Genomic DNA, 26,319 nt, shown 5'->3' on the forward strand with positions numbered 1-26,319 from the left:
AGGATTGAGTGTGTCTCATTTAAAGCACCCTCTGCGATCTGTACTACAGAAATACCATCCTGTGCATTTAAGGAAGCTCTGTTCAAACCGCGAACTGCATATCTCATCTTCTCGGAAATAGCCAATCCTGCTGCATCATCTGCTGCACGGTTAATTTTATAACCAGATGCTAATTTCTCTGTAGATTTGCTCTGCTGTCCTGTTGTGATTCCTAACATTCTGTTAGCATTAGCTGCTGACATGTTGTGCTGTACGATCATTGCCATAATTTTTTCCTCCTTGAATTTACTGCAGCTTCCATGCTGCATAACCTTGTTTCATTATAAGATAGTCCGCCGCCCGGCCGTACGCTCCCTTTGGCTTTCTATCTGCAAGTAATAGATGATTATCTTGTTTACTTGTAATATATATCGGAAGTTTTTCCCGATGCCTTATAGCAAATATGAAAATTATTTTTTATTATCGATAACCGACGAATCTGCATTCTTTTGATGGAGCATATTTTGATAGTACTGCTGTACAACTTTTTGGCTGCTCCTTACTCCTCTGACCTGTTTGCGCACATCTGCAAACTTTTGCTCTACTTGCTGTTTGCTGCGCTGTTCCTGGGTCTGTATCATATTCGTCTGAGCGGATATATCTCTGATCAGAGACTGCATCTTTGCAATTTCATCCTGATAATCCGCCCGGTTGTTCTGAAGTTCTGTTCTCACTTTTTCATACAGTTTCTCAAATCCACTGTCTAAAAGTGAAATTTGTTCTACAAGATTCGCCTTATAATCCATATTTTTTTCAAACTCTTCCGGCTGAAGGTTCAAATCCTGCAGAAGGATATTCTGCTGGCGGTTTAAATCCACAATCTGGGATAAAACTGCCTTTTTCTTTTCCAGGCTTTCAATCATAATCTGAACATAATTTGTTTCCATGTCTATCTCCATAAACTTCATGCATCATGGCTCTAATTACCAGCATTTGCTGTTCTCATAACTTCCTTCCATGTATCCCGCATGGTCCGCAGATGCTCCAAAACTTCTTCCAGAACTTCCGGATCTTTCTTTACATTTGCATCTACCAAACGTTTCATCAGATAAGAATACACCTGATCAAAATCCTTGGAAACAGGATACTCATGCTTTAAGGTTGCCTGAAATTCCATAATAATATTTTCCACTTTAATAATATTCACATGAGCTTTTTCCAGCTCCTTTTTTTTCATAGCCTCAACGGCAATATTACAGAATTTAATGGCTCCCTCATAAAGCATTAGTGTCAACTCTCCTGGTGTTGCTGTCATAATCCTGTTATTCGCATATGCAGCATATCCATGTTTATTTGTCATTGAATAACCTCCCTGTTAATATGACAATTTTACATTCCCAACATACTTGCCAGATTGGACTGCTGAGCCTGTAACTGTGCAAGGGCAGACTCCATGGCTGCAAATTTCTTGTAATAGGAATCTTCAATATCCTGAAGTTTCTGCTCCCATTTATTGATAGTAGTGGTGTAATCGCTGTATTCCCTTGCCATTTCTTTATCATTATATACAACATTAAAACTGCTCATACTGGATGACTGCATTTTCTTATTTATGGTAGTGTATAAAGAATCTGCCCATCCCTGCATAAATCCAACTACGCCGTCCGGATCGTCCATCAACGCCTTCATGAGTTTGTCGGCATTTCCTGATACCAGCGCATTGTCTTTATCTCCGTCAATGTGCAGAGCATTCTGCTCATTGTCGTCTGAATACAAAACACCTAAGGTATGAATACCAAAACTGGAAAAGCTGTATTTTTGGTCTCCAGACTGGTAGGTCTGCAGCATACTGGAAGTCATGCTGTTAATCAGGCTGTTTAAGGTATCATCACGGCGAAGCAGGGAATCTTTAATCTTTTTCTCCCAGTCTTCAATCTCCGAATCTGACAAAGCATCCCTCTCCTCAGAGGTCAGAGGTTCATATCCCTTAGCGGTGTCTGCATTATACAACTTTGTCATCTCATTGATTAACTCATTATATTCTTTTAATACCCCTTTAATCTTGTCATACAATCCATCCACGTTATTGGATACCGTAACAGAGATTTTCTCATCCCCCGTTGCGTCTAATGCGCTGATTGTCATGCCGTTTACTGTAACGTCATTGGTCGTGGAAACATATTCCGCATCGTTGACATAAATAATTGCATCCTGGCCATTTACACGGGTAGCCCCTTCACTGTACTCCGGTGTAATACTACCGTCTAAAATACCTGCCGCATTGGTGATCTTTGCCGTTACGTTTGCATCTGTAAAGCTGGCATTGTCTAACAGCTTATTATCATTCAGGAATTTCTGTGCATTGTCCACATTTGTCTGCAATCCGCTGATATGATTGTCGATAGTACCCGCATTATACGCAGCCTGAACCGCTGCAACTGCCGGAGCGTTTGCTCCCGTGCCGTCTCCCTCGTAGGATGCAATGGTATTCATGTTTTCTTTGTAAGCATTGACTTTGTCAGAATCCACCACCTGAACTGTTGTGCCGTTCTGGGTCTCGGATTTCATAAATCCGGCCTTCTGCTGCAACTCTTTTAATCTGTCTTCCCCTGATTTGGCCCCTGTGAGGGATGAAGCGGGAACACTGCTATTGTCAGACTTATTGATATAGCTTCCGTCTGCCTGCTCCTCATATAATACTCCGCTGCTGTCAACTTTTATTTTGCTTAAGTCCTTTTCATAGAGCAGCGCTTTAAATTCCTGCTGTTCTGTGGCATTTAACTGCTTATCTACGTCATTTACCGCCTTATATGCCTTTGCGTAGGCGATTTGTGCGGAATCATTTGTAACAGTTGTAGAACTGGTCTGCATCTGCTGCAGCAAAGCCTGGATATTATTCTGGGTTGCAGCCGCATCATATGTACCGTTTGTAATGGCTTTTCCATCGCTGTCATAACCGGTAATATATTTCTGTCCAGAAGTATTTAATGCATATTCTGCCCACTGTTTCTGGTTTGCAGTGTCCGCTGCAGATTTTACGCTAAGGCCCAATTTCGCCAATGCAGATGATCCGTCTGCATCTGTTCCTGTAAGGGAGAAGTCCGCTTTACTTCCTGTCTCAGAAGACGCAACAAATATACGCTGGTTTGCAGAATCATAATTTGCTTTCAGCCCTGCTTTATTCAAAGAATCCACAAACTCTGAAATTGTGGTACTGCCCGACACTGCAATATCACTGGTTTTTCCGTTTACATTTACGGAAATTGTGCCGTTTCCCCCTGTGTATCCCAAATCGCTCAGCTTACTGCTTGAAGTAGTATCGCTTTTCAGCCGGCCTCCAGTCAGATAACCGCTCTTGGCTGTCTGCTTGATTTGCAGCGTATACATACCGTTGATAGCTGAGGATGTTGCTTTCACCGTGGCTTTTGTACTGTTAGAGACTGTTGCGCTCTTTAAGTTGTAAGCCGTGGAAAACCTCAGACTTGAAATACTGTTATAAAAACTTTTAATTTTTGTGTTCAAATCTTTCCATTTATCCTGTTTCCAAGATAACTTTGTTCTTGCCTTTGTGTATTTTTCTGTTTTTTTACGGTACGCAGACACCAATTCTGAAACCAGCGCCTCTGTATCCAATCCTGAATTTAATCCTGTTATTCTAATCGGCATATGTATCCCTCCTATTCCGCTCTCTGCAATTTACAATTTCTGGTCTATCATCAGACCGGCCATCTCCCAGACTTTGGCAATCATATCCAAAGTTTTCTCCGGTGGAAATTCCTTTAAAACTTCCTTGCTCTGTTTGTCAACAATCTTAATGGTGACACGATTTGTCTCTTCATGAAAGCCAAAAATAGCCTCAGAATCTGTAGCGTTTTTGTTAATTTCCTCCACTGCCTTCCGCATAGCTTCGTTTCCTTTCGGCAGCTCCGCCTTTTCCTGCTCGCTGTTCAAATTCTGTTTTCCGGCAAATTCCACTTCTGTTACAATGTTATTTACCGGCTCGGCTGTCAGCCGCATCTCCTGATTTTTTTTGACTTCCACCGGCTCAGTCTTAGTAGTCTGCACCTTGCTTTTTCCTGTACCCGTACCGGATTTGCTTCCTTGCTGATAGACTATAGACGTATTCTTCATCGCTCCAATAGCCATAATTAACCACCTCCATGTGATTCACACTAAACTTTATTTTTCTATAGTGTATATCGGAAAGTCCCCCAAAAAATATTATAGTTGTTTTTTGCCATTTGCCCTCCGTTCCGGCCAAATTCTACAACAATTTTTTTAGTTTTTCTAAATTTTTTGCATTTACTGCCGCTTTATTCTCATTTTCGATTTGAACATAGACCTCTTTGCGATATATTGGCACTTGTTTCGGCGCAGTGATACCGATTTTGACCTGATCTCCCCGAATCTCCAGTATTGTAAATTCAATATTGTTGTCTATTATTAAGGACTCTCCTTTTTTTCTGGTCAAAGCCAACATATCTATTCACCTGCCTTTTCATTCCGGTTTTTTAAAATATCATATATTTTATGTTTTACCGGATAATCATCCTCAACAATAAGCTGACAGCCTTTGTTATTTGCCAAATTGATAATAACTGGCGCCTTCAAATTTATAGTGATCTCTTCCACCTTCCCCTGAGGAATGGTCACTGTTGTGAGAATATAAACATCTTCATCCTTTAATTTCCCCAGCGGCTTCAAAAGTTCGTCATCCACATTTGGCGTATAATCCGGAACGGCTATCTTGGGATTCATAACCGGCATAGCAAAACATCCGTCGTCCAGGGACTGCAGCCACATAATCGTGTCCTTTCCCTCTTTTTCCACGTCAAATATCAAAGTAAAACGTTTCATTTCCGGAAAACCGATAATCCCCTGCTCTACGGTAATAATTTTATCTTCTGATACTTCTATCTCTCCAAACAGCCTTGTATTTGCTTTCATTTTGCCCTCATTTCACATTAAATGTAGTTTAACAGCGTCTGCTTTTCAATCTTGCTGGCCGCCATCAAAGATGCCTGGTAAGCATTGTATGCCGCCGTATAATCAATGATGATATCGGAAAGTTCTCTGTCCTCGTTGGTGGATTTTAATTCCTCCACTGCAAGCTGCTGATTTTCCAGACGGTTTTTCGTCATCTCTAACTGCTGTCCCCTGGAACCGATTTCCGTGTACATTACATTGAGTTTTTTCAGATACTTGCTGAATTTGCCCACGCCTGCGCTAAGCTGGTTCCCCAGGTTTTCATCTGCGTAATCCGCTTCTTTTCTGGCCGCATCCAGCCATTTTTGAATTTCATCCTGATGGTCCACATACTTGGCCTCTCTCTGCATCTCCTCTAATTTCGCCACCTTATCGTGGGCTTTGATCGCTTTATCCGTAGCGTTCATCAATTCCGTCACATCCTGATAAATACTCATATCAAAGAAATCATCTGCCTGGAAATTTACAGTGATGGACTGGTTGACGCCAATATTAAAATTAATATCCTCATATACTTTTTTGCCGTTTTCATCATACCTGATATTTTCCACTGGGTGGTCCGGGTCTGTCTTGCAAGTGCAGTTATAATAGTACTCCGGACGAAGTTCACCCTTTGTAAATCCTGTCTTATCGTAATCTATCTGGATATCAGCCCGGCCGCTCTTTAAGGCATTGCTCACATCAGATCCCAAAACCAAGTCTCCGGTATTTTTGATAAACACCATCTCGCCATCGCCCACAATTTTTGTTCCCATGGCTGCTTCCCAGTTCACTTCCGTATCATACACGGCAAGGGTTGCCCCTGCCACCGGAACTCCACCTGCATCTACGCCCTGATATACAGTTCTTGTTACAATAGCAGAATTATCTAAAACCACTGGATTTCCGGCCTTATCATTTATCACTGCCCCCGTATCATCCAAAGGATTTCCATTGGCATTGACCTGCCTCAATTTCCCGTCATAATAAGCAACCTTTTCTTCTGTCCCTCCGGTAAAAGTCACATCTGTTGTGCCATATTTGTAATTTAAAGAAGCGATGTCATTAATTCCGTCATAGGCAAGACGAATCCTGTCATAAGCAGTCTCCGTGGTATCGCTGATATAGGGGCTTTTGGTCCTGTCACTGCCGTTGGCAATTCCATCTAAGACTTCCTGCAGGGTCTGAGGCACCTCCACATTTCCGCTGTAATATTTAAATTCCGAAATATCCTCATATGTGAAAGACTGGGTGATATCATAAGATTCCTCCGGGTCGTCTTCCATAAAAGTAAGGGTGGAATTGGTGCGGTATCCAGTAAATACGCTTCTTCCTGCATTGTCGGTATTTCCCTCGGAATAGAGCTGGGTCCTCAATGCTGTAAGGCTCTCTAAAATAGTTTTCCTGTCATCCGCCGTAATCGTTGTATTGTTCCCGTAATTACATTTTGTCTGACAGTCTGTTAAAATCTTATTCATGTTATAAAAAGCCGTGTCAGCCATTTTATACCATGCCTCTACGTCTGGAATGTTTTTCTCATAGTACTGGTTAAGCTGACTTAATGTACTGCGGAGACGCAGCGCACGAATGGCAATAATCGGATTCTCAGAAGGACGCAGAATCTTTTTCTGGGTAGTCATCTGATTGTTCAGATACGTCTGATTTGCCTTATTCCCATTAATATTCTTTGTTGTATTGTTAATCATCATGTTATTGGTTACTCGCATATAAACCTCCCTGCTGTGCTGCCACAGTCAAATTAAATCCCTGTCTCATTAATCAGTTTATCATATAGCTCAGACATGCACTGAATCATTCTGGACGCCAGATTGTATGCGTTTTGGAATTTCACCAAATCCAGTGCCTCCTCATCCTCATCCACACCTGCTATGGATAGTCTCTGGGTGTTTATAGATGCGGATATATCTGCATAGTTCTGCTGGAAAATCATTGCCTCATTGGCGTCCACAGACAAGTCTGTAAGGATACATTTTAAAAATCCTTCCGCCTTATCTCCTCTAAACAGCACCACATCGGATTTTAATTTCAGTATCTCTCCGATTATATCCTGCCCGGCCTCTTGGTCTGAGTTGTTGGTGGTACTAAAAATGCTGGAATCTCTGATACTGTCATTTGCCACAATGAAATTCAATGCCGTTAACTGGTAATAACTGTCTGAGGTGGAAGTAATCACAGATTTCGTCCCGTCCGTCACTCCGTCTATGCTAACCGTCTGGTCATGGAAATCATATTCTCCGCCGTTGACTTTTTTTGCCCTGAAAAAACTCTGCATAGGATTGCCGTTTAAATCCTCACCGGACATTTGAAGCGCATTAAAACGCTCGGTAAAGTTCCGGAGGAATTCACTCATCTGGCTCATGTAATAGGGAATCCCCATAAAATCTACCTGAGTGCCAATCTCTGCATTTCCGCTTAAAAATTCCTGGCGCTGGCCGTCATCCAAATGTTCTTTTAACTGAAATGTATAGGAAGTGATATTGCCGTTTTCATCTACTACCGCTGTAAAGCTCTCATAATTCAGAACCTTATTGTTAATGGTAATCTGGCCTTCCTGAGCCATAGTCATAGTCTCCACCCGTGTCTGGGTCGTAGGCTTAATAGTAACCGTTGTCCCGGTTGAAGATGTTACCCTTCCTTGGAAATTTTCATTGCTGTTACCGTCCCGCATTTCATACAGGGCCTTCAGAGAACCGTCCATGGTGCTTGCGTTCATATTAAATTTCATTCCTGTATCGGACCAGACAACATCATAAAGCCCGTCCACGTCTGTCTGGTTCACCTTGTTTTCCCTGGCTTGACAGGTAAGCGTCCTATACTGGAAAGAATTTACGATGGTCTGCCCATCCAGCCTTACAATATAATTTGTCCCTCCGGTATACATGTCAGGATAATTGCTGTTTGTCACCGGGCTTTCTTCTACTGTAATAGGCACAATTTCCGACAGCTCATCAATAATCAGCGCCCGCTGGTCTCTCAGCTCATTTGCCCTGCCCCCCTGCAGCTCAATATCATTAATCTGCTTGGTGAGGGTTGCAATTTTCTGGGAGCTGGAATTGATACTCTCCACCAAAGTTTTAATCTGGTCATTGCAATCCTTCTGCAATGTAGCTAAACTGTTGGACACATTGTGGAAGTAGTTGCAAAAAATCTGGGCATTGCTGATGCAGGCTTTCCGGTAATCTTCCTCCTCACCATGGCCGTGTACGGAATCCAAAGAGTTAAAAAGGTTGTTAAAAACCGTGGTAAATCCTGGATTTTTTGCATCCTCGTCATCTTTAAAATTATTTTCCACCTGCTGTAAATAGCTTACTTTTGTATCGTAGTACCCAACGGAACTCTGGTTTATCCAATATTTGGTGTCATAATATTCGCTCCGGATGGATTTAATGGAGGTGGTGGTAACTCCGCTACCCGCTGTTCCAAATTTTTCATGTACCCGGATGGCATCCGCAGCTTCCCTGTTGGCTACCTGCTTGGTATATCCCTTTGTATGCACATTGGATACGTTGTTTGCTGATGTATTTACCGCCGCCTGGAATGCATGCAATCCCGACGATGCTATTGTTAATCCAAAAAATGTTGATGGCATTTGGCCTCACCTCTCCCTCGCTTTTTAACCCATCTGGCTAATGATGGTCTCAATCATTTCACTGACTACATTTATGTATCTGCTGGCTGCATTGTATGCGTTCTGGTATTTAATCATATTGGTAAGTTCCTCATCGGAGGACACGCCAATTACCTGCTGCCTGGCATTATCTGTCTCTAACTTACTCTGCTCTAACCCCTCCGAGGCATCCTTAAATACATTTCCCAGAGTGGCAAGCTCCCCTGTCATCTTGTTGTAATACTCTGCAAAAGTACAGGGTGTGGTATCGTGAGGCGTCAAAATCAATGTCTCCTTTGACCACAGCGCCGTCAGCTCTTCTCCCAGGGAAAATGCTACAGGATATTCCCCTTCGATCTTCTGGTTTTCAAACGCCGGAAGCTGGGTATCGCTCTCCCTTAAAACCGGATTTATCTGAATACTGTTAATGGTATACATTTTTGATGTGTCAGAATAATCTTCCTCATTATATTTGTAATAAATCTTGTTATCATCCCCCCGTACTACCGTATACCGGGTACAGCCGTTTCTCTCAAACAGCTCCTGGGGCGGAAGTTCCCCGTTGGCTCCCACTCTGCACTTCTCCGTATCCAGAATCAGGTCTCCCTTATTAATAGTCACCTTGTTACCATTCTCATCCACCCCTGTAATCGCAGCGTCAGCTCCTTTATTGGGGCAGAATATGTCATTAATCTGTTTGACAAGAGAATGAACCAGTTCATCAAACTCCGCCTGGATGTTCATCATTACGGAATTTCCCAGGGTTGCGTCATATTTTTCCTTGGAAACCCCCTCCAAGTCAGTGTAGTTGGCCCGTTTATAGCCTCTTGCCAAAACCAGCCCCTTTAACTCTCCCACGTCGTTTTTCATAAGTGTGGAGATTTCCTCTGAGGGGTCTAACACCTCATAGTATTTACCGTTTTCCACATCAGATAAATGCTCCCAGTAGGGGGTGATAAATCCTGTGACTTTATCCACTTTCTCCCCTATATGATAAGTATGGGCCTCATCTACAAAAGAGACGTTTTCAAAAGTGATTTTCACGATTCCGTTATGGACTTCTTTATAGGAGACAGCCCCGTATTTTGACAGCTCATCCACAAGATAATCCCTTGCATCCCGCAGACTCATAGCTGTCTCCACTTTTCCTGACTCGATAGCCATAATTCGTTTATTCAGTTCGCTGATTTCATCACCAATCTCATTGATCCGCTCTACAATATCGTGGATCTGGGTGTTCATGTTATCCTGGTATTTAGCTAATCCCTGATTGATAGCCTTGGATTTGCTGACGAACAAATTTGCTTTCTGAATAACCAGGTTCTGGTTTTCACTTCGGGAGGGGTCTTTTGCAAATTCCTCAAATGCTGCGTAAAGACCGTCGTCTTTACTCACCAGCACATCCTGAAACGCCTGCCCTTCCAATTCCTGGAACATGGTCTCCACTTCATAAATCGTCTCGTAGGTAGATGAATAAAAACCGTGCCGCCCTGTCTGGGTACGGTAGGTCTTATCCAAAAAGATATCTCTTGCATGAACGGCATCTGCAATGGTCACGCCAAGCCCAGACTGCTGCGGACTGATTGCTGCCGTAGTATTAAAGGTAATATAATCACGGTCTCCCTGTAAAACCTGCTGCCTTACATACCCTTTGGTATCTACGTTTGCCAGGTTATTTGCCGTAATATTTAGGGCATTCTGGCTAACTTTTATGCCGGATGCCCCAATAAATAAACTTCCCATTGAATTGGCCATAAAATTCTTCCTCCCTGAGGCAGACTACTGCTTCGCATCAAATCCGCTGTTTGGCAGTATATCCCCCGTATTGTAAGCCTGTTTGTTATAATTTGCAGTTTCGGGTGCCTGCCGCATACTCTTAAACAAGGTGAGATCGAATTCTACCATTTCAAGTGCCTGTTGTAACAGTTTTTCATTCCGCAGATTGCAATCCTGCATCTCTTTGCCGGTAACGAGGATTTTTGTGCGGATTTCTGATAAGCGTTCCTGCTCATTCGGCTGTTTATCCAAATAGCCGATAAGCTTTGTAATGGTCATCTCTTCAAAGTTCTTGCCTAAAACATCCGCCATATCTTTTAATATGGCGTCTCTTTTAATATCAAGATTGCGGAGCAGACTTGCCACATCCTGCTCCTTATCCGTAATCTTTTCCAGGCTGGCAACATCGCCTCCCACGATTGCTGTGCGCTTTTCGTTGCCCAGATCAATCAGAGCCTGGTACTGAGTGTTTTCTTCCTCTAAAACTCCAATAAGATTATCCATTAAACTAGCCACTGATGAACCTCATTTCTTAGCACTTATTTCTGCAGAGAATGATATCTCTCTAACAGTTTGCTGGCAAAATCTCCAGAATCAACTTTATAATTTCCTGACTCTATCCTTGCTTTGAGCCCTGCGACTTTATCTTCCCTGATATCTGAAGCTTCTGCTACTGCCTGTTTTGCAATCTGATAGTCATATCCCGTCCTGGAAATTGTAACTTCATCACGGCCTGCAGTAGTGCCCCGGCTGCTCTGCGTCTTTGTTGCCTTATTGCTTTTGTAAATTTGTGCCACTTGGTTATATGCTTCGATACGCATAACAGCATCTCCTTTCTTCTTCCCTGAAAATGTCTTTTTAAAGCTCTTTTCTTTGCTCTTAAACTATTTATCGGTTATTTTTTCTTTTTCCTTAGCAGATTATTCTAAAATTTTTGACAGCCCCTCTTTTCCCCTTTCATCACATTGGTATTCTTCTGCAAAATTCCGGCAGAATTCTGTGATGCTCTGGGTGATGCCCCGCTCCTTAAAAACTCTTAAAAGGCCGTCCTCCTGATTGGCATAAAAAGGATAGTCGTGGGTTCCTCCCCCCCGAACAGGTGTCTGATAATCCCCGTATGCAAGGGTCAGCACTTCATGATATTTTTCCGGTGCAGGCACCATCATATTCTCAAATGGGAGCATGACAACTGAATCATACCACTCTTTTTTGTACAGGCGCCGGGGACTTTTAATCCAAAAAGGATACTGGGTGATAAAGTCCGCCTCCTGATACGTGTACAGGGACATGATAGAATCATAGAGTTTCCACAGCTGATTATTTAAAGTCTCATCCCGCACCAGGGAAGTATTGCACAATTCCTCCACATAGCCTAACTGCTTTTCATAGCCTCCCTCTGGAAATCCCTCCTCTTTTTGGGCCAGCAGCAATAAAATCTGCTGCATAATCATTTTCTGCAAATCCGATATCTCAGGGTCTTTTGGCACATAATCCAAGGGAAAAATGTCAATTCCAATTCTATAAAAAGGAAAGCAATGGAACCTTTCCATATAACTGTTGAAATCCCAGTATTTTTCATCTGCCATCACCCTCATCTGGGCAACAAACGCAGCCTCCTGGAGACGTTTTTCCTCCGCATACATCCCCGTGAGCACAATCCCCTCCGGCAGTTCCTTTTTCAAAATAGGAATCAGCCGGTTGTAATCCGGCCTTTTTACGGCAATATCAATATCGTCATCCCAGGGGATAAATCCCTGGTGCCGCACGGCCCCCAGAAGAGTTCCCCAATCAGCAAAATATGCAATGCCATGCCTGTCGCATATATCCCCTATCACTTCCAGTATTTCTATTTCTGCAGCCCAGGCCCGTTTCATCAATTCCGGCACCAAAAATCCTTCCCTCTCCTCCGCCTCAAAAAACTTCTTATCAAATTTCATATTTATCCTCCCAAACCATACTGCAATAATTTAAATCAGTATACCCCAACCAAAGGCTTATTTCAATATATATAGCCCCAGGGTGAAAAATCTGATATACTAAATTGGATGAATTCCCAGAAAAACAACGGAAAAAGGATTGTATACTATGAAAAGAAAAATATTTTACCAAAAAAGTGCTGCCATATTTTTTGCCCTGTTCCTTCTCCTGGGTCTGTCAGGCTGTCAGGACAGGGTTTCCCTTTCCAAGGATTTTTCCACTGATATTAATCAAGAGGCCCCTGCCGGCAAGCTTACAGTCCACTACATAGACGTGGGCCAGGGGGATGCCACCTTGATTACCTGCGGGGAGGATGCCATGCTGATAGATGCCGGGGATAACAGCAAGGGAACGGCTCTCCAATCCTACCTTTTAAGCCAGGATATCACAGAGCTTGACTATGTTATCGGCACTCACCCGGACGCAGACCACATCGGCGGATTGGATGTTGTGATTACAAAATTTGACTGTGGGACAATTCTTTTGACAGGGGAAGAAAAGGATACGAAAACCTATGACGACGTTGTATCAGCAATGGAATACAGGGGCTATAAGAAAACCCTGCCTTCGCCGGGAGACACCTTTCCACTGGGAGACGCCAGCTTTACTATTTTGGCCCCGCTTTTTGAGAACGAGGACTCCAACGACAATTCCATCGCCCTCCTTTTAACCTACGGAGACACCCGGTTCTATTTTGAGGGGGATGCCGGGGAGGAGGAGGAAGAACAGATTTTATCCTCCAAAGCGGATGTAGGCGCAGATGTTTACAAAATTGGGCATCACGGCAGCAAAACCTCTACCACGGATGAAATGCTAGATGCCGTAAATCCTGCATGTGCCGTTATCAGCGCAGGGGAAGGCAACCGTTACGGCCATCCCCATGCAGAGGTTTTAAATAAGCTGCGCTCTGCGGGGATAAAAACCTTCCGCACGGATGAACAGGGCACTATTGTGGCCCTTTCCGACGGAAAAAACATTCTCTTTAACATGTCACCAAGCGATACTTGGCAGGCGGGGGAGGCCGGAAGCGTTTCCGACAGAGAGCCGGCAAAGGGCACTGCCCCCTCCGGTGTCCCCGGGGCAGAACCAAACGATGCTTTAACAGAGGATATCCAGGGAGAAAAACAGGATGTCATGGTTTACATCACAGATTCCGGCCAAAAATATCATGCCCAGGGATGCCGTTTTCTAAAGGACAGCGGCAGGGAAATTTCGCTTCAGGACGCAAAAGCAAAGGGATATGACCCCTGCAAGGTCTGCAGCCCGCCCCAATAAAAATCTCTGCCTCCTAAGGGAAAACATCATAAAATCGTAAGAAAATCACAAGGATTAAACTGCCGCTATCTGTGGTAAAATAACACAAAAGGAGCACACAATGAATGATGCCGTTTTAATTGTAGATGACGAAGCTGCGATTGCAGATTTAGTGGAAGTCTACCTAAAAAATGAGGGATACCAGGTGTACAAGTTTTACAACGGTAAGGATGCCCTCTCCTGTATTGAAAACAACAGGGTAAGCCTTGCCATCTTAGATGTTATGCTGCCGGATACGGATGGTTTTTCCCTGTGCCGTGAAATACGGAAAAACTACTTTTTTCCTATTATCATGCTTACCGCCCGGGTGGAGGATATGGACAAAATAACGGGCCTTACCTTAGGGGCTGACGACTATATAACGAAACCCTTCCATCCCTTAGAGCTTATAGCACGGGTAAAAACCCAGCTTCGCAGATATACCCGCTACAACCTTTTCGGGGCAAGCGCCAAAGAAACTTCCCAGGAAATTGATATCCGCGGGCTATTGGTAAACAAAAACAGCCATATCTGCACCTTAAATGAAAAAGAACTTTCCCTCACCCCCATTGAATTTGATATTCTGTGGTATCTTGCCAGCAACCAAGGCAGGGTGGTTTCCTCTGAGGAATTATTTGAAGCCGTGTGGCGAGAAAAATATTTTGACAGCAACAATACCGTTATGGCCCATATTGCAAGGCTCCGTGAAAAAATGGGGGAGCCTGCCAGAAAGCCCCGGTTTATAAAAACCGTGTGGGGCGTGGGCTACACCATAGAAAAATAAACTTTTGCAAGGGAGAAATTTATGGCAGACTACACCATTATGGCGGATGTAAGTTCCTACATTGTGAAAACCCTGCGGACTCACATGTACCCGGAACCGATTTTATCCCCAAACAATATTGACATTTCGTCCCCTGACCGCCAGGACGGAGATTACATTCTTGGGATATACTTATACGATATCCGGGAGGAGGCCGCCATATCCCAGCCTCCTCTCATTCTCTCAGACAAAAATCACTTGATAAAGCCCCCAGTAATATATGGGCTTTATTACATGATTTATATTAATGACTTTTCCCAGTTGGGGTTAAAAGCCCCTGATCTTCAAAAAATTATAGGGAAAGCAGCCCAGGTGATTCATGATAACAACTCCGTGCTGCCGGAAACTCTGCAGCCCGGATCAGACTTAAAAGAGCCCCCCCATTATACTCTCCCCCACGAAAATAGACTTTGAGGAAAAAGTGCAGGTGTGGCAGTCTTTGAATAAGCCCTATCAGTTAAGCCTGTTTTACAAAGCATCCCCTGTATATCTATCCAGTGAAATTGTATTGGATTCCTCCCCTGTATTAAAAGCGGACTTTGGCGTACATATAATGGGGAGTCCCGGGAAAGGAGAGTAAGGGCCATGGACATTTACGGCGGTATTTCTGCTAAAGAAAATACACAACCATTTGCAGATTACACAGAATATATGGACACGCTTTTCGTCTGGGCCAACAATTGCCTGGACAATTATATGGAAAACTTAAAACAAAAATATGCTGCCGGGGATGGGGGATACAAAAATATCTTTTACCCTGACTTAGAGATTGCCCAGACCCTATGCCAAAGGAAAATATTTATTCCCCCTTTCCAGGAACAAAAAGAATCCCCCTTAATGGACGAAATTCTTTCTTATGTAAATGTCCGGGCAAAGCACACGGTAACATCCGGAATAAGCCTGCCCTTTTATGAACTGTGCCATAGGCTTGGCTTTAAGAATTTTACCCTTTTCTGTTTTGTCCTTGGAATTTTAGCCGCCACCCAGACAGATTATGCCGCCGTGTTTCAGATTGTCAACGAAAATGGAAACCTGCCGGTACCTACAGTGGAATCCGGTGCAAAACTTTATTTTGGAAATGGATTTTCCCCCACAGAAGCATACAGCCATATGTCTCTGTGCATCGAGGAACTCTCCCCCATTTTGAACCTGCGCATTCCGGAACACATGCCATTTTCTGCCGAAATTTCCCTGGATAAGAGAATCATTGATTTTCTTTTTGGCAAAAATCCCTTTCAGACAGACGAAAATTATATCCGATTTTTCTCCAGAGTTCCGCTGGAAACAGAGGCTGTCCCCATTCTTGCCAACCAGTGGCTATTGGGGGCCATAGAAACTTCTTTTGAGAATAACATCAGGCATTATTTTCTCACAGGGGATGAGGGAAGCGGCAGAAAATTTTTTATAAAAAAGTTTTGTAAAAACCACGGCCTTGGAATTGTTACCCTAAACTGCCGGAAACTTTTTTCCCATGATTACGAATTTGCGGACAAGGCACTCTGGGCCCTGTCCAGGGAATGTATCCTCACAGATTCCTGCTGCCTTCTGGAGTTTTCCCCGGATAAAGAGGAAAGGGAAAGTTTTTTGGAGTATATGGATATGGCCCTAATACGTCTGGCACAGAATAACATTCCCACTTTTTCCTTAAGCCGTGAAAAACTTCCCCTGGGGAAAATTCCAGAAAACGGGGCAGCGCTTCACTTTCCCCTGCCGGATATGAAAGAGCGGGAGGAATGCTTCAAATTTTTTGCCCAGAAATATTCCCTGTCAAGTGATATTGATTTTTCTCAGATGGCGTCCCATTTTTTATTCACCCCAGGAAAAATTAAATCTTCACTTAAGAGTGCAAAAATTTTTGCATTTATGAGAGGAAGTAACGTAATATCAAAAAATGATTTGTTATCTGGATGCCATGGTCAGGCAAGTTCTGATTTGACCTTAAAGGCCGCAAAAATTGAGACATACAACGGCATATCCATACTGGCTACCAACCATAAAAACAGCATAGACCCTGCTTTTTTCCGGCGGATGAAATACGTGGTAGAATTTCAGTTCCCCGACGCAGCCACAAGGGAACTGCTGTGGCGCCGAACCATACCAAAAGACACCCCCCTGGGGGATGATGTGGATATTCCCTTTCTGGCGGAAAAATTTGAGTTTTCAGGAGGAAATATTAAGAACTGTATTTTAAATGCCGCCTTCCTGGCCGCTTCGGAAGAGCCGGGAACAAAAGTGTATATGCGGCACTACTTAAAAGCCATCCGCTATGAATACATAAAAACAGGAAAAATATTTACAAAAGCGGATTTTCAGCCCTATGCCGAAGAAGTTTTCGGTGAGTAATGTGATAAAAACATAAGAAACTGGAGGTTAGAACATTGAGACAGAAACAGGATAAAATTACCAAAGACTTTCAACAGTTAAAATATAAAATATTTTTTAACTCCCTGTTTATGCTCTTTTTGGCTTTTCTAATCCTTATGCTTTTGTACAATTTTGTGTTTTCCGGGCGGTTTGCCAACTGGACAGTTGCCTTTTTACAGCGCTTTTTCTACTCCGGCCAGCCGGACTCCTATGAAATGGCCCTGAATTTTTACCAATACAACATCCGCACCCGGATAGAATGGTTTTTTCTGTTCGCCTTCTGCCTGGTCTTTGCCCTGGTATTAAGAGTTTATCTCAATAACTTTACCAAATATTTTAACAGCATCAATCAGGGAATTGACGCTTTAATCACAGAGGGTACAGAGGAAATTCTCCTGTCACCAGAGCTCTCAGCCACGGAAAAAAAACTGAATTTTATCCGTCACACCTTAAAACAGCGGAAAGCGGAAGCCGATTTGGCAGAACAGAGGAAAAATGACTTGATTGTATACCTGGCCCACGATTTAAAAACTCCCCTCACCAGCATTATCGGTTATCTCACGCTGCTATCAGAGACCCCGGAACTGCCCCCGGAAGCCAGGAGTAAGTACATCCATATTTCTCTGGACAAATCCATACGGCTGGAAGAATTGATAAACGAATTTTTTGATATCACTCGTTTTAACCTGACAACCATCACATTAGATCTGGAAAATACCAATCTAAGCCGAATGTTAGACCAGACGGTAAGTGAATTTTATCCCATTCTCACAGAAAAAAATCTGACCTGGAATGTGGATATTGCCCCGGATGTGTGGATTTTATGTGACAGGGACAAACTGGCCCGGGTTTTTGATAATTTAATCCGAAATGCTGTAGCCTACAGCTATGAAAACAGCGAGATTTCCCTTTCCATGGAACCCCAGAAATACAAAGTGGAAATTATTTTAAAAAATAGTGGAAAAACCATTCCTCCCCAGAAACTTGCCCATATCTTTGAGCAGTTTTACCGTGCAGACTCCTCCCGTTCCTCCTCCACAGGAGGTTCGGGACTTGGACTTGCCATTGCAAAAGAAATTCTGGAACTTCACGGCGGAATGGTTCAGGCTTTCAGCAAAGATGAAACCATTGCCTTTGTGCTTTCCCTCCCTTTGGATTGCGGGAAAAGCCTTCCATAAAATGAAAACAAAAAGAGGTATCACTATGAAAACAAAAAAATTCACGTATATACTATTTTCCATTTATTTTGTGGCACTGGCCTGGATTATTTTATTAAAAGGCCAATTTGCCCTGCCAAATCTCGGCTTTTACCGGAATATCAACCTGATTCCTTTTCAGGGCTCTTCCATTGTAAACGGGAAAATTGATTTGGATGAAATTATCGGCAATGTGTTCATATTTTTCCCCTACGGGATTTTTATGGGGGCTTTATATCCTGAAACATCTTTTCCCAAAAAACTGCTGCCTATCTTTGTTACCACCCTTGCATTTGAAATATTACAGTATATCTTAGGCATCGGCGCTACGGATATCACAGATTTAATCACAAATACCACCGGAGGGCTTATTGGGCTTTTCCTTTATCTCCTTCTGGAAAAAATGTTCAAAGAACGCACCCTGGCAATTATAAATATCATTACCCTTGTATGTACCCTGGCTCTCCTGTCACTTTTCACTGTAATTATTATTTACAATTTATAAAACAATTCTCCTCAAAGAGAGATTCCACAAATGCCTGGTACTCCCTTAAGTGCTGGGCTTTGCGGATTTTTTTCATATATTTTTCACTGTCAGGAAAAAGCTCTGCCATGTAAAACCACAGTTCTTTCATCTTAAACAGCACATTTTTCTCCCCTGACATAACCTCCCTGTAATCGGAAAGTATTCTGTTGTGAAACAGATACAGACCATCTTTTGTTATAGCCTCTCCCTCCCTGATTTCCCCAAAAAGGGCGGGATTTGCCAAAACTCCCCTGCCAAGCATCACATTTACATCCCCGAAAAGCTCCTGAATTTCCTGACAGTCCTCTTTTGAGAACACGTCCCCGTTATACACCAGGGGAATTTTTGTGCTTTTTATGGCATAGGAGAACATTTCCCTCCGGGGGGTGTTTTTGTAAAAATCCTTCTGCACCCGGGGATGGATAATCAGCTCTTTTAGGGGAAAGCGGTTGTAAATCTCCAAAATCCGGGGAAATTCCTCCTCATCCTCCATACCAAGCCTTGTTTTCACAGAAATTTTTATATCTGCCTTTTCAAATATTTCCTCTAAAAACTCCTCAAGCTCCTTTGGTTTTGCCAGAAATCCAGCCCCCCGGTATTTTGTCACCACCGTGGGGGAAGGACAGCCCAGGTTTAAATTTATCTCCTGATACCCCAGGCTTTTTAACTCCTTTGCCGCCTTTAAAAAAATCTCTGCATGATTTGCCATAATCTGAGGCACAAGACAGATATTTTTGTTGTTTTCCGGCGCAACATCCCGGTACTCTTTGGGACTTAAGCTCCTGTTTTGCTTGGGGGCCAAAAAAGGAGAAAAATATTTATCCCCCGGGGTGAAACAGTCCGCCTGGGCATTCCGGTAAATGTATCCCCCAATTCCCTCTAAGGGGGCAAAATATAACTTCATAGAAAACTCCCTTTACTTATGATGATCTTCCTGCTCCGCAAGTTTACGGTTCATACGTTCCGCCTCCCGGTTTGCAAGACATAAACCAAAAATAATAATAATTAAATAACCTACGGCAATCAAAAACAGCATAAACAGCACCATTTTCCACTGGGAAAGGCTAAACCAGCCAAAATAAACTCCTCCCGCCATAATAACTCCGTTGATATAGAGGTAATTCAGGAACATCCTTATAAGGGCTGTTTTCTTTGGCATCCCGTCAAAATCCCCCATGATGGGAATACTCCCCGCCGTACACAAAACGGTAATTCCCTGCATCTGCCACAACAGCCCTACATCAAGCTGCAGTTTGCGGCCCCAGAAGAGAGTGATAAAACAGGCTGTGGCAAACAACGTCCAGGTCATAATTTTTGTGTATACACGAAAAAAATTTTTAAGATAATCCGCTATTTTTTCCATTCGCCTGCCTCCTATAAACCAAGTTTCCGTTTCAGTTCCGGCACATACTGCCTGGAGATAATGACTTTTTCCCCGTTTTTAAGCTCCGCCTCAAACCTGCCGCTGAAAGCCGGGGACAAATGTTGTACCTGGCTTAAGTTAATAATCAGGGATTTTGCCGCCCGCAAAAATTTTTTCGGGGGAAGGCTGGTTTCAAGTTCATAGAGACGGCTTTTGATTTCAAAAACATCTTTCCGGCAGTAGGCAAATACTTTCTGGTCCACCGCTTCAAAGTAATAGATTTCCGATAAGTCAATGGGATAAATATTTCCGTCTCTGTAACCGTTGATTTTCCTGCCCCCCTGGCGGAGAAGATTTAAAAGATCCATAAGGTCTTCGTCTATTGCCCTGCACTTTACGATAATTTCATCTTCTTCCTCCGGCTTTGGCTCTATAATTGTAATACGCATGTTTTTACCTTTCTGCTGCTCTCCGTCTCATGGACACTGCTGCGGCAATGCCTAAAGCTATCATACCGCATATGAGCAAAAAAGCAACCTGAAATTCCATGGATACCGCAGAATCCCCCATAACCACCGTAATCCCCATGGCCTCCTTGTACCCTTCCAAAAGTTCTTCGGGAAGGCCATGAAAAGTTTTGGCCAGAATATCCTCACAGCAGAGTTTCCGCATCAGGGATGTGCCGTGAAGGATGGGCAGGCACTTGAGCACCGCCCCCACCTTGTCCGGCAGCATGTTCATAGAAAGATAAACCCCACCGGCAAATCCCACCAGTGTACCGATTATGGTCCCAAGCCCGGACCAGGCGCTGCGGCTTTTTACCAGAGAGGCCAGGAGATACATAATCACGGAAAAGATAAGGACGTTTAACGCCATGCACCCCAGAAGTTTTAATATGGTGGAAAAGGAAAGGGGCTCCCCTCCCCCGGCAGTAATATAAAGCAATGCCAATACAAAGGGCACAACGCATAAAAACATGCCCAAAATCACGGAGGATGTGACATAAGAGAGGGCAATGATACTTTTTTTCACCGGGGTACTGTAAAAACTGCCTGTTTTTTTCTCTGAAAAGTCCTGCACCATATTGCTCATAACCGCCATGGTAACTGTCACTGCATTAATCACAAGAATCCCGGCTAACGTCCAGTATTCCACCAGATGCCTGGCGTTCTCTTTATCTTGCTCTAAATCCCTGGCTCCGCCATAAGTTTTCAAAAGATCCGTAACATTTTCCACATTCATTTTTCCCAGAAAAACGCCCATAAGTATCAGCGTAATTATCATAGACAGCAGGGAAAAAAATATGGCTCCCCTGTCCCGGATGAAAATCTGGCAGTTTCTTTTCGTCAATTTTATATACTGATTCATACGTTCTCCCCCTCTGCATAAGCCCCTTGTTTCTCCTGCTCCATCCCTGTCACATTTAAAAACACATCATCCATAGTACCCTGAATCACCTCAAATCCTTTCATATGGTATTCCATCTGCCCAATAAGGGGAATGGCGTCCAAGGTTTCAGGGATATAGGCGATGATTTTTTCGTTTTTCATTTTATAAGAACATCCCATATCTTTTAGAATCTCCTCTATCTGCCCTTTTTTCCCATCCTGATACCGTATAATCAGCCGGTCTTTTGCAAACTGTTCCTTTAAAGAAAATGGCGTGCCGTACTGTACCATTTTCCCCTTTTCAATAATTCCGATATGGTCCGCCTTCGCAGCTTCCTCCATGTAATGGGTGGTTAAAAAAACCGTCATTTTCATTTCTTTTTGCAGCCTGCCCACTGTCTGCCAAACACTTTTCCTTGTGGCAGGGTCAAGGCCCGTGGTGGGCTCGTCTAAAAACAAAATTTCCGGGGTATGTAAAAGCGCCGCCCCAATCTCACATCTTCTCTTCTGGCCCCCGGAGAGTTTTCCGTAGGGACGTTTTAACACATCTGACAAGGCCAGAATCTCACAGACATATTCCATCTGCCTTTTTAATTTCCCCCCGTCCTTTTCATAAAGGCTGCCTCTGCAGATAAGATTTTCTTTTACGGTGAGCAAATCGTCCAGCACATTCCACTGATATACCACCCCAATCTTTCTTTTAATCTCCTCATCCTCTTTTCCCAGGGCAAAGCCTGCAATCTCCACATTCCCACCCGTAGGTTTTAACAGCGTGCAGAGCATACTGATGGTAGTGGATTTTCCGGCACCGTTCACCCCAAGAAATCCAAACATTTCCCCCCGTTTTACGGAAAAAGAAATGTCGTCCACGGCTTTTGTTTCGTGGAAGTATTTTTTTAAATGGTTCACTTTTATAATATCGCTCATAACGGTTCTCCTTTCGTGTTTTTCAGTATAGCAATTCTTTGATTTTATACAATAGGAGAACTGTTAAGATGCAGAATCGGGGGTATGAGATGCTGTTTTGGGGGTGCAAAAACTTTATACTATATAGAAAACATTTTTAATATTTTGTACCCTTCATAGAAAAATAATTCTCTCAGTAGAAATGGGATTTTTGTTCTCAAACTCTGATATCTTGAGGTAGCCGTTGGAGAACTGTAAGCCTCAATCCCCAAATCTTCCGCAAGAAACATCCCCCGCTTCATGTGAAGTGGGTCGCTGACAATCAGCGCCGTAACCATTCCTTCCGATTCCATGATTTCTCTGGAATACAACAGGTTTTCCCGGGTGACGGCAGATTTATTTTCTGTTAAAACGTCTTCTTTTGGTATTCCCTGGCCAATCACATATTTTTTTGCCGCCTGGGCGTCTGAAATTTCACTTCCCTCAGCCCTTCCCCCTGTCACTATTATTTTGTTCACGTAGTTTTGACGGTAAAGTAGCACAGCGTGATTTAACCTTTCTCTGTAAACCGGGGAGACCTGCCCATTCTGCGCCGCCGCCCCTAACACAATGGCAGCATCCGCCATGCATGTCCCATCTCTTTTTCCATATAAGCAAATACCCAGAGCATCGGACATAAGATAGACGGTAAAAATAATAACTATAATACAAATAATTTTTTCTTCTTTTTCATAATCGCTTCTTTCTGTGTAAACCTGACAAACATCCGTTGTATTATATCACAAATTTTTCCGGACTTAGAATTAATTTGTGGTTTCCCATATTATATGTTATGATTTTTGAAAGGGTTTTCCATGGAGGTAGACGAAATGAAGCGCAGGTTTAATGTGACAGATACTTGCATTCCCCAAATGCATTATATGGTCAAATTGGATGACAGATTAAAAAGCATAAAGGAAGAATATATAGATTACGGCAGTTATTTTGCCATAAACAGGGGCAGGCAGTATGGGAAAACCACAACGCTGCGGGCCTTAGAGGAATATTTGAAAGAAGAATATACGGTTTTATCTCTGGACTTTCAGGAAATCGCCACAAAAAAATTTGAAGACGAAGCTGCCTTTTCCACCGCTTTTGCAGAAAGGCTCCGACGGCAAATTCAATTTTCCAGCTTCAAAGACAAAGAACTTTTATTAGATATTTTGTCCGGTTTTAAAGGGGATACCCCCAACACCGGGCTGGATGAATTATTTGACTGCCTAAATACCATGTGCCTGAATAGCCCCCGGCCAATTCTTCTGATGATTGATGAAGTGGACAGCTCTTCAAATAACCAGGTTTTTCTTGATTTTTTGGCTCAGCTAAGAGCCTGTTATTTAAAGAGGGATAAAATTCCCACCTTTCACTCTGTCATTCTGGCGGGTGTGTATAATGTAAAAAACCTGAAATCAAAACTGCGTGCAGAATCCCAGCATCAGTATAACAGTCCCTGGAACGTCGGGGCTGATTTTGATATGGATATGAACTTCTCCCCCCATCAGATTGCATCTATGCTGACGGAATATGAAGAGGATAACCACACAGGAATGGACATAGAAAAAAACGCACGAATAATTTATGATTACACCTCCGGTTACCCGGTGTTGGTATCATCCATCTGCAAATATATAGATGAAAAAATACCGGATAAAGATAAATGGACACTTGCCGGCATGGAAGAAGCTGTAAAGAAAATACTTACGGATCATACGCCCTTATTTGAGAGTATGATTTGCCATCTGAATGATTATCCCGAATTAGAAAAAATGTTTCAGTACATTCTTTTCCAGGGCAGGGAGTTTGCCTATAACCCGGATACGAAAGAAATTAACCTGGCCGCCATGTTTGGATATGTAACTGAAAGAGACGGGAAGGTTCAGATTGCAAACCGCATTTTTGAGACCAGGCTTTATAACTATTTTTATTCCAAAGAAGAGCTTTCCAATACCATTGTGGACATGGCAAAGCAGAATAAAAGCAGTTTTATTCAAAACAACCGTCTGGATATGGATATTGTGATGAAAAAATTTGTACAGCATTTCCATGAAGATTATGGGTCAAATACGGAAAAATTTTTGGAAGAAAACGGCAGGAAATTTTTTCTCCTGTACTTAAAACCCATCATCAACGGTGTGGGAAACTATTACATTGAGGCCCAGACAAGAGATGCCCGGCGCACCGACGTGATTGTGGACTACCTGGGGGACCAGTTTATCATCGAACTTAAAATCTGGCATGGCAGCGAATACAATGAGAGAGGTGAAAAACAGCTTTCAGATTATCTTGACTATTATCATAAAGATAAAGGCTATCTCTTAAGCTTTAATTTTAACAAGAAAAAAGAAATCGGGGTAAAAGAGCTGAAAATTGGTGAAAAGACGATTGTGGAAGCGGTTGTGTAGGAGGTGAAAAATGAAGCGTTACTTTAACACGGAAGGTCAATGTATTCCTGAAAACCATTATATGGTTCGGCTAGACCAACGCATAAAAAAAATCAAAGAACAATATGTGGAGCAAGGCAGTTATTTTATTATAAACAATGGCAGGCAATATGGGAAAACCACGACTTTATGGGCTTTGGAAGACTACCTGGCCGATGACTATCTTGTTCTCTCCATGGATTTCCAGGGAATTACCACAGAAGAATACCAGGATGAAACATCCTTTACCAATGCTTTCTTAAAAATGCTCATTGACGCAATAGAAGAGAGCAAATCAGACCTGAAAGATACCGCTCCCCTGGCCGCATTTTTAAAAAAATCTGAGGCAGCTCTGTTAAGTGAAATGTTTTACGAATTAAGTAAAATGTGCAAATTATCTTCAAAACCTGTGGTTCTAATGATAGATGAAGTTGACAGTGCAAGCAATAACCAGGTATTTATCGATTTTCTCGCATTGCTGCGGCATTATTATATTAAGCGGAGCAAGAAACCAATTTTTCACTCCGTTATTCTTGCCGGAGTGTATGATATAAAAAATCTGAAGCTGAAAATCCGCCCCAGCCAGGAACGCCAGTATAACAGTCCCTGGAACATTGCCGCCGCCTTTGACATTGATATGAGTTTTTCCGCCGGACAGATAGCGGCCATGCTTCGTGAGTACGAAACAGATAAACGCACCGGTATGGACACAGAAAACATTTCTGAAAACATATATCAATACACAGCCGGATATCCATATCTGGTATCTGCACTATGCAAAATATTAGACGAAAAACTGCCCGGCTATGAAAAATTTGCGTATGACAAAAATGTCTGGACAAATAAAGGCGTTTCTGAAGCGGTAAAAATCTTGCTGAAATCACACACACCGCTTTTTGACAGCCTGGTAAAACAGCTAGATATGTTTCCAAATTTAAGAAAAATGACAGAAGATATTTTATTCCAGGGAAAACAGATTGTTTTCAGTTCTGCTGAAAAGTCCATTCGTTTAGGATGTATGTTTGGCTTTTTAAAAGAATCAAACGACCAGGTAATCGTAGCGAACCGTATTTTTGAAATGTATCTTCTTAATCTTTTTATGGCAGAAGAATCACTGGAAAGCGAAATGTTCCGGCAGGGACAAAACGATAAAAATCAGTTTGTAACAGACAGCAAGTTAAATATGGACTTAGTTTTAAAAAAATTCGTGGAATATTTTAACGAAATTTACGGAGATAATGACGATAAATTCCTTGAGAAATACGGCAGGAAATTTTTTCTCCTGTACTTAAAACCCATCATCAACGGTGTGGGAAACTATTACATTGAGGCCCAGACAAGGGATGCCCGGCGCACCGATGTGATTGTGGACTACCTGGGGGAGCAGTTTGTTATCGAACTTAAAATCTGGCATGGCAGCGAATACAAGGAGCGGGGAGAAAAACAGCTTTCGGATTATCTTGACTATTTTCATAAGGAGAAAGGCTATCTCTTAAGCTTTAATTTTAACAAGAAAAAAGAAATCGGGGTAAAAGAGCTGAAAATCGGTGAAAAGACGATTATAGAAGCCGTAGTGTAACTTCATAAGTTCCCCCGGAGGGAGTGTAAAATAAAGTGTGTAAGTTAGAAATACAATAAAACTAACTGCATACTTTATTTTTCTATATAAGGTGTGC

Annotated in this window: 28 protein-coding genes; 9 read left to right on the forward strand and 19 right to left on the reverse strand. The window is 42.7% G+C overall.

The features are described 5' to 3' along the window. The 13 genes from D7Y06_RS15350 to D7Y06_RS15410 all read right to left on the reverse strand — a co-directional run. The coding region (locus tag D7Y06_RS15350) for a flagellin N-terminal helical domain-containing protein (protein WP_442970417.1) at positions 1-266 on the reverse strand (266 nt) is incomplete at its 3' end. A gap of 183 nt (positions 267-449) precedes the next feature. Beyond that, positions 450-926: a flagellar protein FliT gene (locus D7Y06_RS15355; RefSeq protein ID WP_243119353.1), complete on the reverse strand. Its 477-nt coding sequence runs from the start codon at positions 924-926 to the stop codon at positions 450-452. Positions 927-958: 32 nt separating this feature from the next. Further along, a complete protein-coding gene (gene fliS / locus D7Y06_RS15360) occupies positions 959-1,339 on the reverse strand; it encodes a flagellar export chaperone FliS (protein WP_120408636.1) in 381 nt (126 codons plus the stop codon). A 29-nt stretch (positions 1,340-1,368) separates the two neighbouring features. Then, positions 1,369-3,645 (reverse strand): flagellar filament capping protein FliD, encoded by a 2,277-nt coding sequence (gene fliD / locus D7Y06_RS15365; protein ID WP_120408637.1) that lies wholly within the window; start codon positions 3,643-3,645, stop codon positions 1,369-1,371. Positions 3,646-3,675: 30 nt separating this feature from the next. Next, positions 3,676-4,125 (reverse strand): flagellar protein FlaG, encoded by a 450-nt coding sequence (locus tag D7Y06_RS15370; RefSeq protein WP_120408638.1) that lies wholly within the window; start codon positions 4,123-4,125, stop codon positions 3,676-3,678. 118 nt (positions 4,126-4,243) lie between these two features. Beyond that, positions 4,244-4,459, reverse strand: coding sequence for a carbon storage regulator CsrA (gene csrA / locus D7Y06_RS15375; RefSeq protein WP_120408639.1), 216 nt, complete (start codon positions 4,457-4,459; stop codon positions 4,244-4,246). 2 nt (positions 4,460-4,461) lie between these two features. Continuing rightward, positions 4,462-4,926 carry a flagellar assembly protein FliW gene (gene fliW, locus D7Y06_RS15380; RefSeq protein ID WP_120408640.1) on the reverse strand — a complete coding sequence of 155 codons (465 nt, stop codon included), beginning with the start codon at positions 4,924-4,926 and terminating at the stop codon, positions 4,462-4,464. A 17-nt stretch (positions 4,927-4,943) separates the two neighbouring features. Then, complete coding sequence (locus tag D7Y06_RS15385; protein ID WP_120408641.1) at positions 4,944-6,671, reverse strand: flagellin N-terminal helical domain-containing protein; 1,728 nt, start codon at positions 6,669-6,671, stop codon at positions 4,944-4,946. 32 nt (positions 6,672-6,703) lie between these two features. Continuing rightward, positions 6,704-8,554: a flagellar hook-associated protein FlgK gene (flgK, locus tag D7Y06_RS15390; RefSeq protein ID WP_120408642.1), complete on the reverse strand. Its 1,851-nt coding sequence runs from the start codon at positions 8,552-8,554 to the stop codon at positions 6,704-6,706. A 24-nt stretch (positions 8,555-8,578) separates the two neighbouring features. Next, entirely contained in the window at positions 8,579-10,327 is a 1,749-nt protein-coding gene (locus tag D7Y06_RS15395) for a flagellar hook-associated protein FlgK (protein WP_120408643.1), read from the reverse strand. 24 nt (positions 10,328-10,351) lie between these two features. After that, the gene (locus D7Y06_RS15400; protein WP_330566484.1) at positions 10,352-10,864 is read right to left on the reverse strand and encodes a flagellar protein FlgN; all 513 of its coding nucleotides are present in this window, start codon (positions 10,862-10,864) and stop codon (positions 10,352-10,354) included. 23 nt (positions 10,865-10,887) lie between these two features. Next, positions 10,888-11,169 carry a flagellar biosynthesis anti-sigma factor FlgM gene (gene flgM, locus D7Y06_RS15405; RefSeq protein ID WP_120408645.1) on the reverse strand — a complete coding sequence of 94 codons (282 nt, stop codon included), beginning with the start codon at positions 11,167-11,169 and terminating at the stop codon, positions 10,888-10,890. A 99-nt stretch (positions 11,170-11,268) separates the two neighbouring features. Beyond that, complete coding sequence (locus tag D7Y06_RS15410; protein WP_120408646.1) at positions 11,269-12,285, reverse strand: LicD family protein; 1,017 nt, start codon at positions 12,283-12,285, stop codon at positions 11,269-11,271. A 148-nt stretch (positions 12,286-12,433) separates the two neighbouring features. Between D7Y06_RS15410 and D7Y06_RS15415 the strand changes: the two genes are divergently transcribed. From D7Y06_RS15415 to D7Y06_RS15445, 7 genes are all read left to right on the forward strand, one after another. Further along, entirely contained in the window at positions 12,434-13,600 is a 1,167-nt protein-coding gene (locus tag D7Y06_RS15415) for a ComEC/Rec2 family competence protein (RefSeq protein WP_120408647.1), read from the forward strand. Positions 13,601-13,700: 100 nt separating this feature from the next. After that, complete coding sequence (vanR, locus tag D7Y06_RS15420; protein ID WP_120408648.1) at positions 13,701-14,402, forward strand: VanR-ABDEGLN family response regulator transcription factor; 702 nt, start codon at positions 13,701-13,703, stop codon at positions 14,400-14,402. A 21-nt stretch (positions 14,403-14,423) separates the two neighbouring features. Continuing rightward, positions 14,424-14,855 (forward strand): Pvc16 family protein, encoded by a 432-nt coding sequence (locus D7Y06_RS15425; protein ID WP_120408649.1) that lies wholly within the window; start codon positions 14,424-14,426, stop codon positions 14,853-14,855. A gap of 13 nt (positions 14,856-14,868) precedes the next feature. Then, entirely contained in the window at positions 14,869-15,021 is a 153-nt protein-coding gene (locus D7Y06_RS28625; protein ID WP_442970418.1) for a hypothetical protein, read from the forward strand. Positions 15,022-15,026: 5 nt separating this feature from the next. Beyond that, a complete protein-coding gene (locus D7Y06_RS15435; protein ID WP_120408651.1) occupies positions 15,027-16,784 on the forward strand; it encodes a hypothetical protein in 1,758 nt (585 codons plus the stop codon). Between the two features lie 56 nt (positions 16,785-16,840). Next, the gene (vanS, locus tag D7Y06_RS15440) at positions 16,841-17,983 is read left to right on the forward strand and encodes a vancomycin resistance histidine kinase VanS (RefSeq protein WP_120408662.1); all 1,143 of its coding nucleotides are present in this window, start codon (positions 16,841-16,843) and stop codon (positions 17,981-17,983) included. 25 nt (positions 17,984-18,008) lie between these two features. Further along, a complete protein-coding gene (locus tag D7Y06_RS15445) occupies positions 18,009-18,506 on the forward strand; it encodes a VanZ family protein (RefSeq protein ID WP_120408652.1) in 498 nt (165 codons plus the stop codon). Here the strand turns inward: D7Y06_RS15445 and D7Y06_RS15450 are convergent. The 6 genes from D7Y06_RS15450 to D7Y06_RS15475 form a co-directional block, all read right to left on the reverse strand. Next, on the reverse strand, positions 18,490-19,431 hold the full coding sequence (locus tag D7Y06_RS15450) for a tRNA dihydrouridine synthase (RefSeq protein WP_120408653.1): 942 nt from the start codon (positions 19,429-19,431) through the stop codon (positions 18,490-18,492). The two genes, D7Y06_RS15445 and D7Y06_RS15450, sit on opposite strands and share 17 nt — an antisense overlap. A gap of 12 nt (positions 19,432-19,443) precedes the next feature. Next, positions 19,444-19,890 (reverse strand): DUF3021 family protein, encoded by a 447-nt coding sequence (locus D7Y06_RS15455; protein WP_120408654.1) that lies wholly within the window; start codon positions 19,888-19,890, stop codon positions 19,444-19,446. Between the two features lie 11 nt (positions 19,891-19,901). Next, positions 19,902-20,339, reverse strand: a complete 438-nt coding sequence (locus D7Y06_RS15460; RefSeq protein ID WP_120408655.1) for a LytTR family DNA-binding domain-containing protein — start codon at positions 20,337-20,339, stop codon at positions 19,902-19,904. 4 nt (positions 20,340-20,343) lie between these two features. Then, on the reverse strand, positions 20,344-21,258 hold the full coding sequence (locus D7Y06_RS15465) for an ABC transporter permease (RefSeq protein ID WP_120408656.1): 915 nt from the start codon (positions 21,256-21,258) through the stop codon (positions 20,344-20,346). Then, positions 21,255-22,205 carry an ABC transporter ATP-binding protein gene (locus D7Y06_RS15470; RefSeq protein WP_120408657.1) on the reverse strand — a complete coding sequence of 317 codons (951 nt, stop codon included), beginning with the start codon at positions 22,203-22,205 and terminating at the stop codon, positions 21,255-21,257. The genes D7Y06_RS15465 and D7Y06_RS15470 overlap by 4 nt, the downstream gene beginning before the upstream one ends. Positions 22,206-22,324: 119 nt before the next feature. After that, complete coding sequence (locus D7Y06_RS15475; protein ID WP_199714736.1) at positions 22,325-22,810, reverse strand: YdcF family protein; 486 nt, start codon at positions 22,808-22,810, stop codon at positions 22,325-22,327. A gap of 243 nt (positions 22,811-23,053) precedes the next feature. Between D7Y06_RS15475 and D7Y06_RS15480 the strand changes: the two genes are divergently transcribed. Beyond that, the gene (locus D7Y06_RS15480) at positions 23,054-24,625 is read left to right on the forward strand and encodes an AAA-like domain-containing protein (RefSeq protein WP_120408659.1); all 1,572 of its coding nucleotides are present in this window, start codon (positions 23,054-23,056) and stop codon (positions 24,623-24,625) included. Positions 24,626-24,635: 10 nt separating this feature from the next. Further along, positions 24,636-26,222, forward strand: coding sequence for an AAA-like domain-containing protein (locus tag D7Y06_RS15485; protein ID WP_120408660.1), 1,587 nt, complete (start codon positions 24,636-24,638; stop codon positions 26,220-26,222). The last annotated feature ends 97 nt before the right edge of the window (positions 26,223-26,319 follow it).

It is taken from the genome of Roseburia sp. 1XD42-69 (assembly GCF_003612565.1).
Lineage (GTDB): Bacteria > Bacillota > Clostridia > Lachnospirales > Lachnospiraceae > Roseburia_B.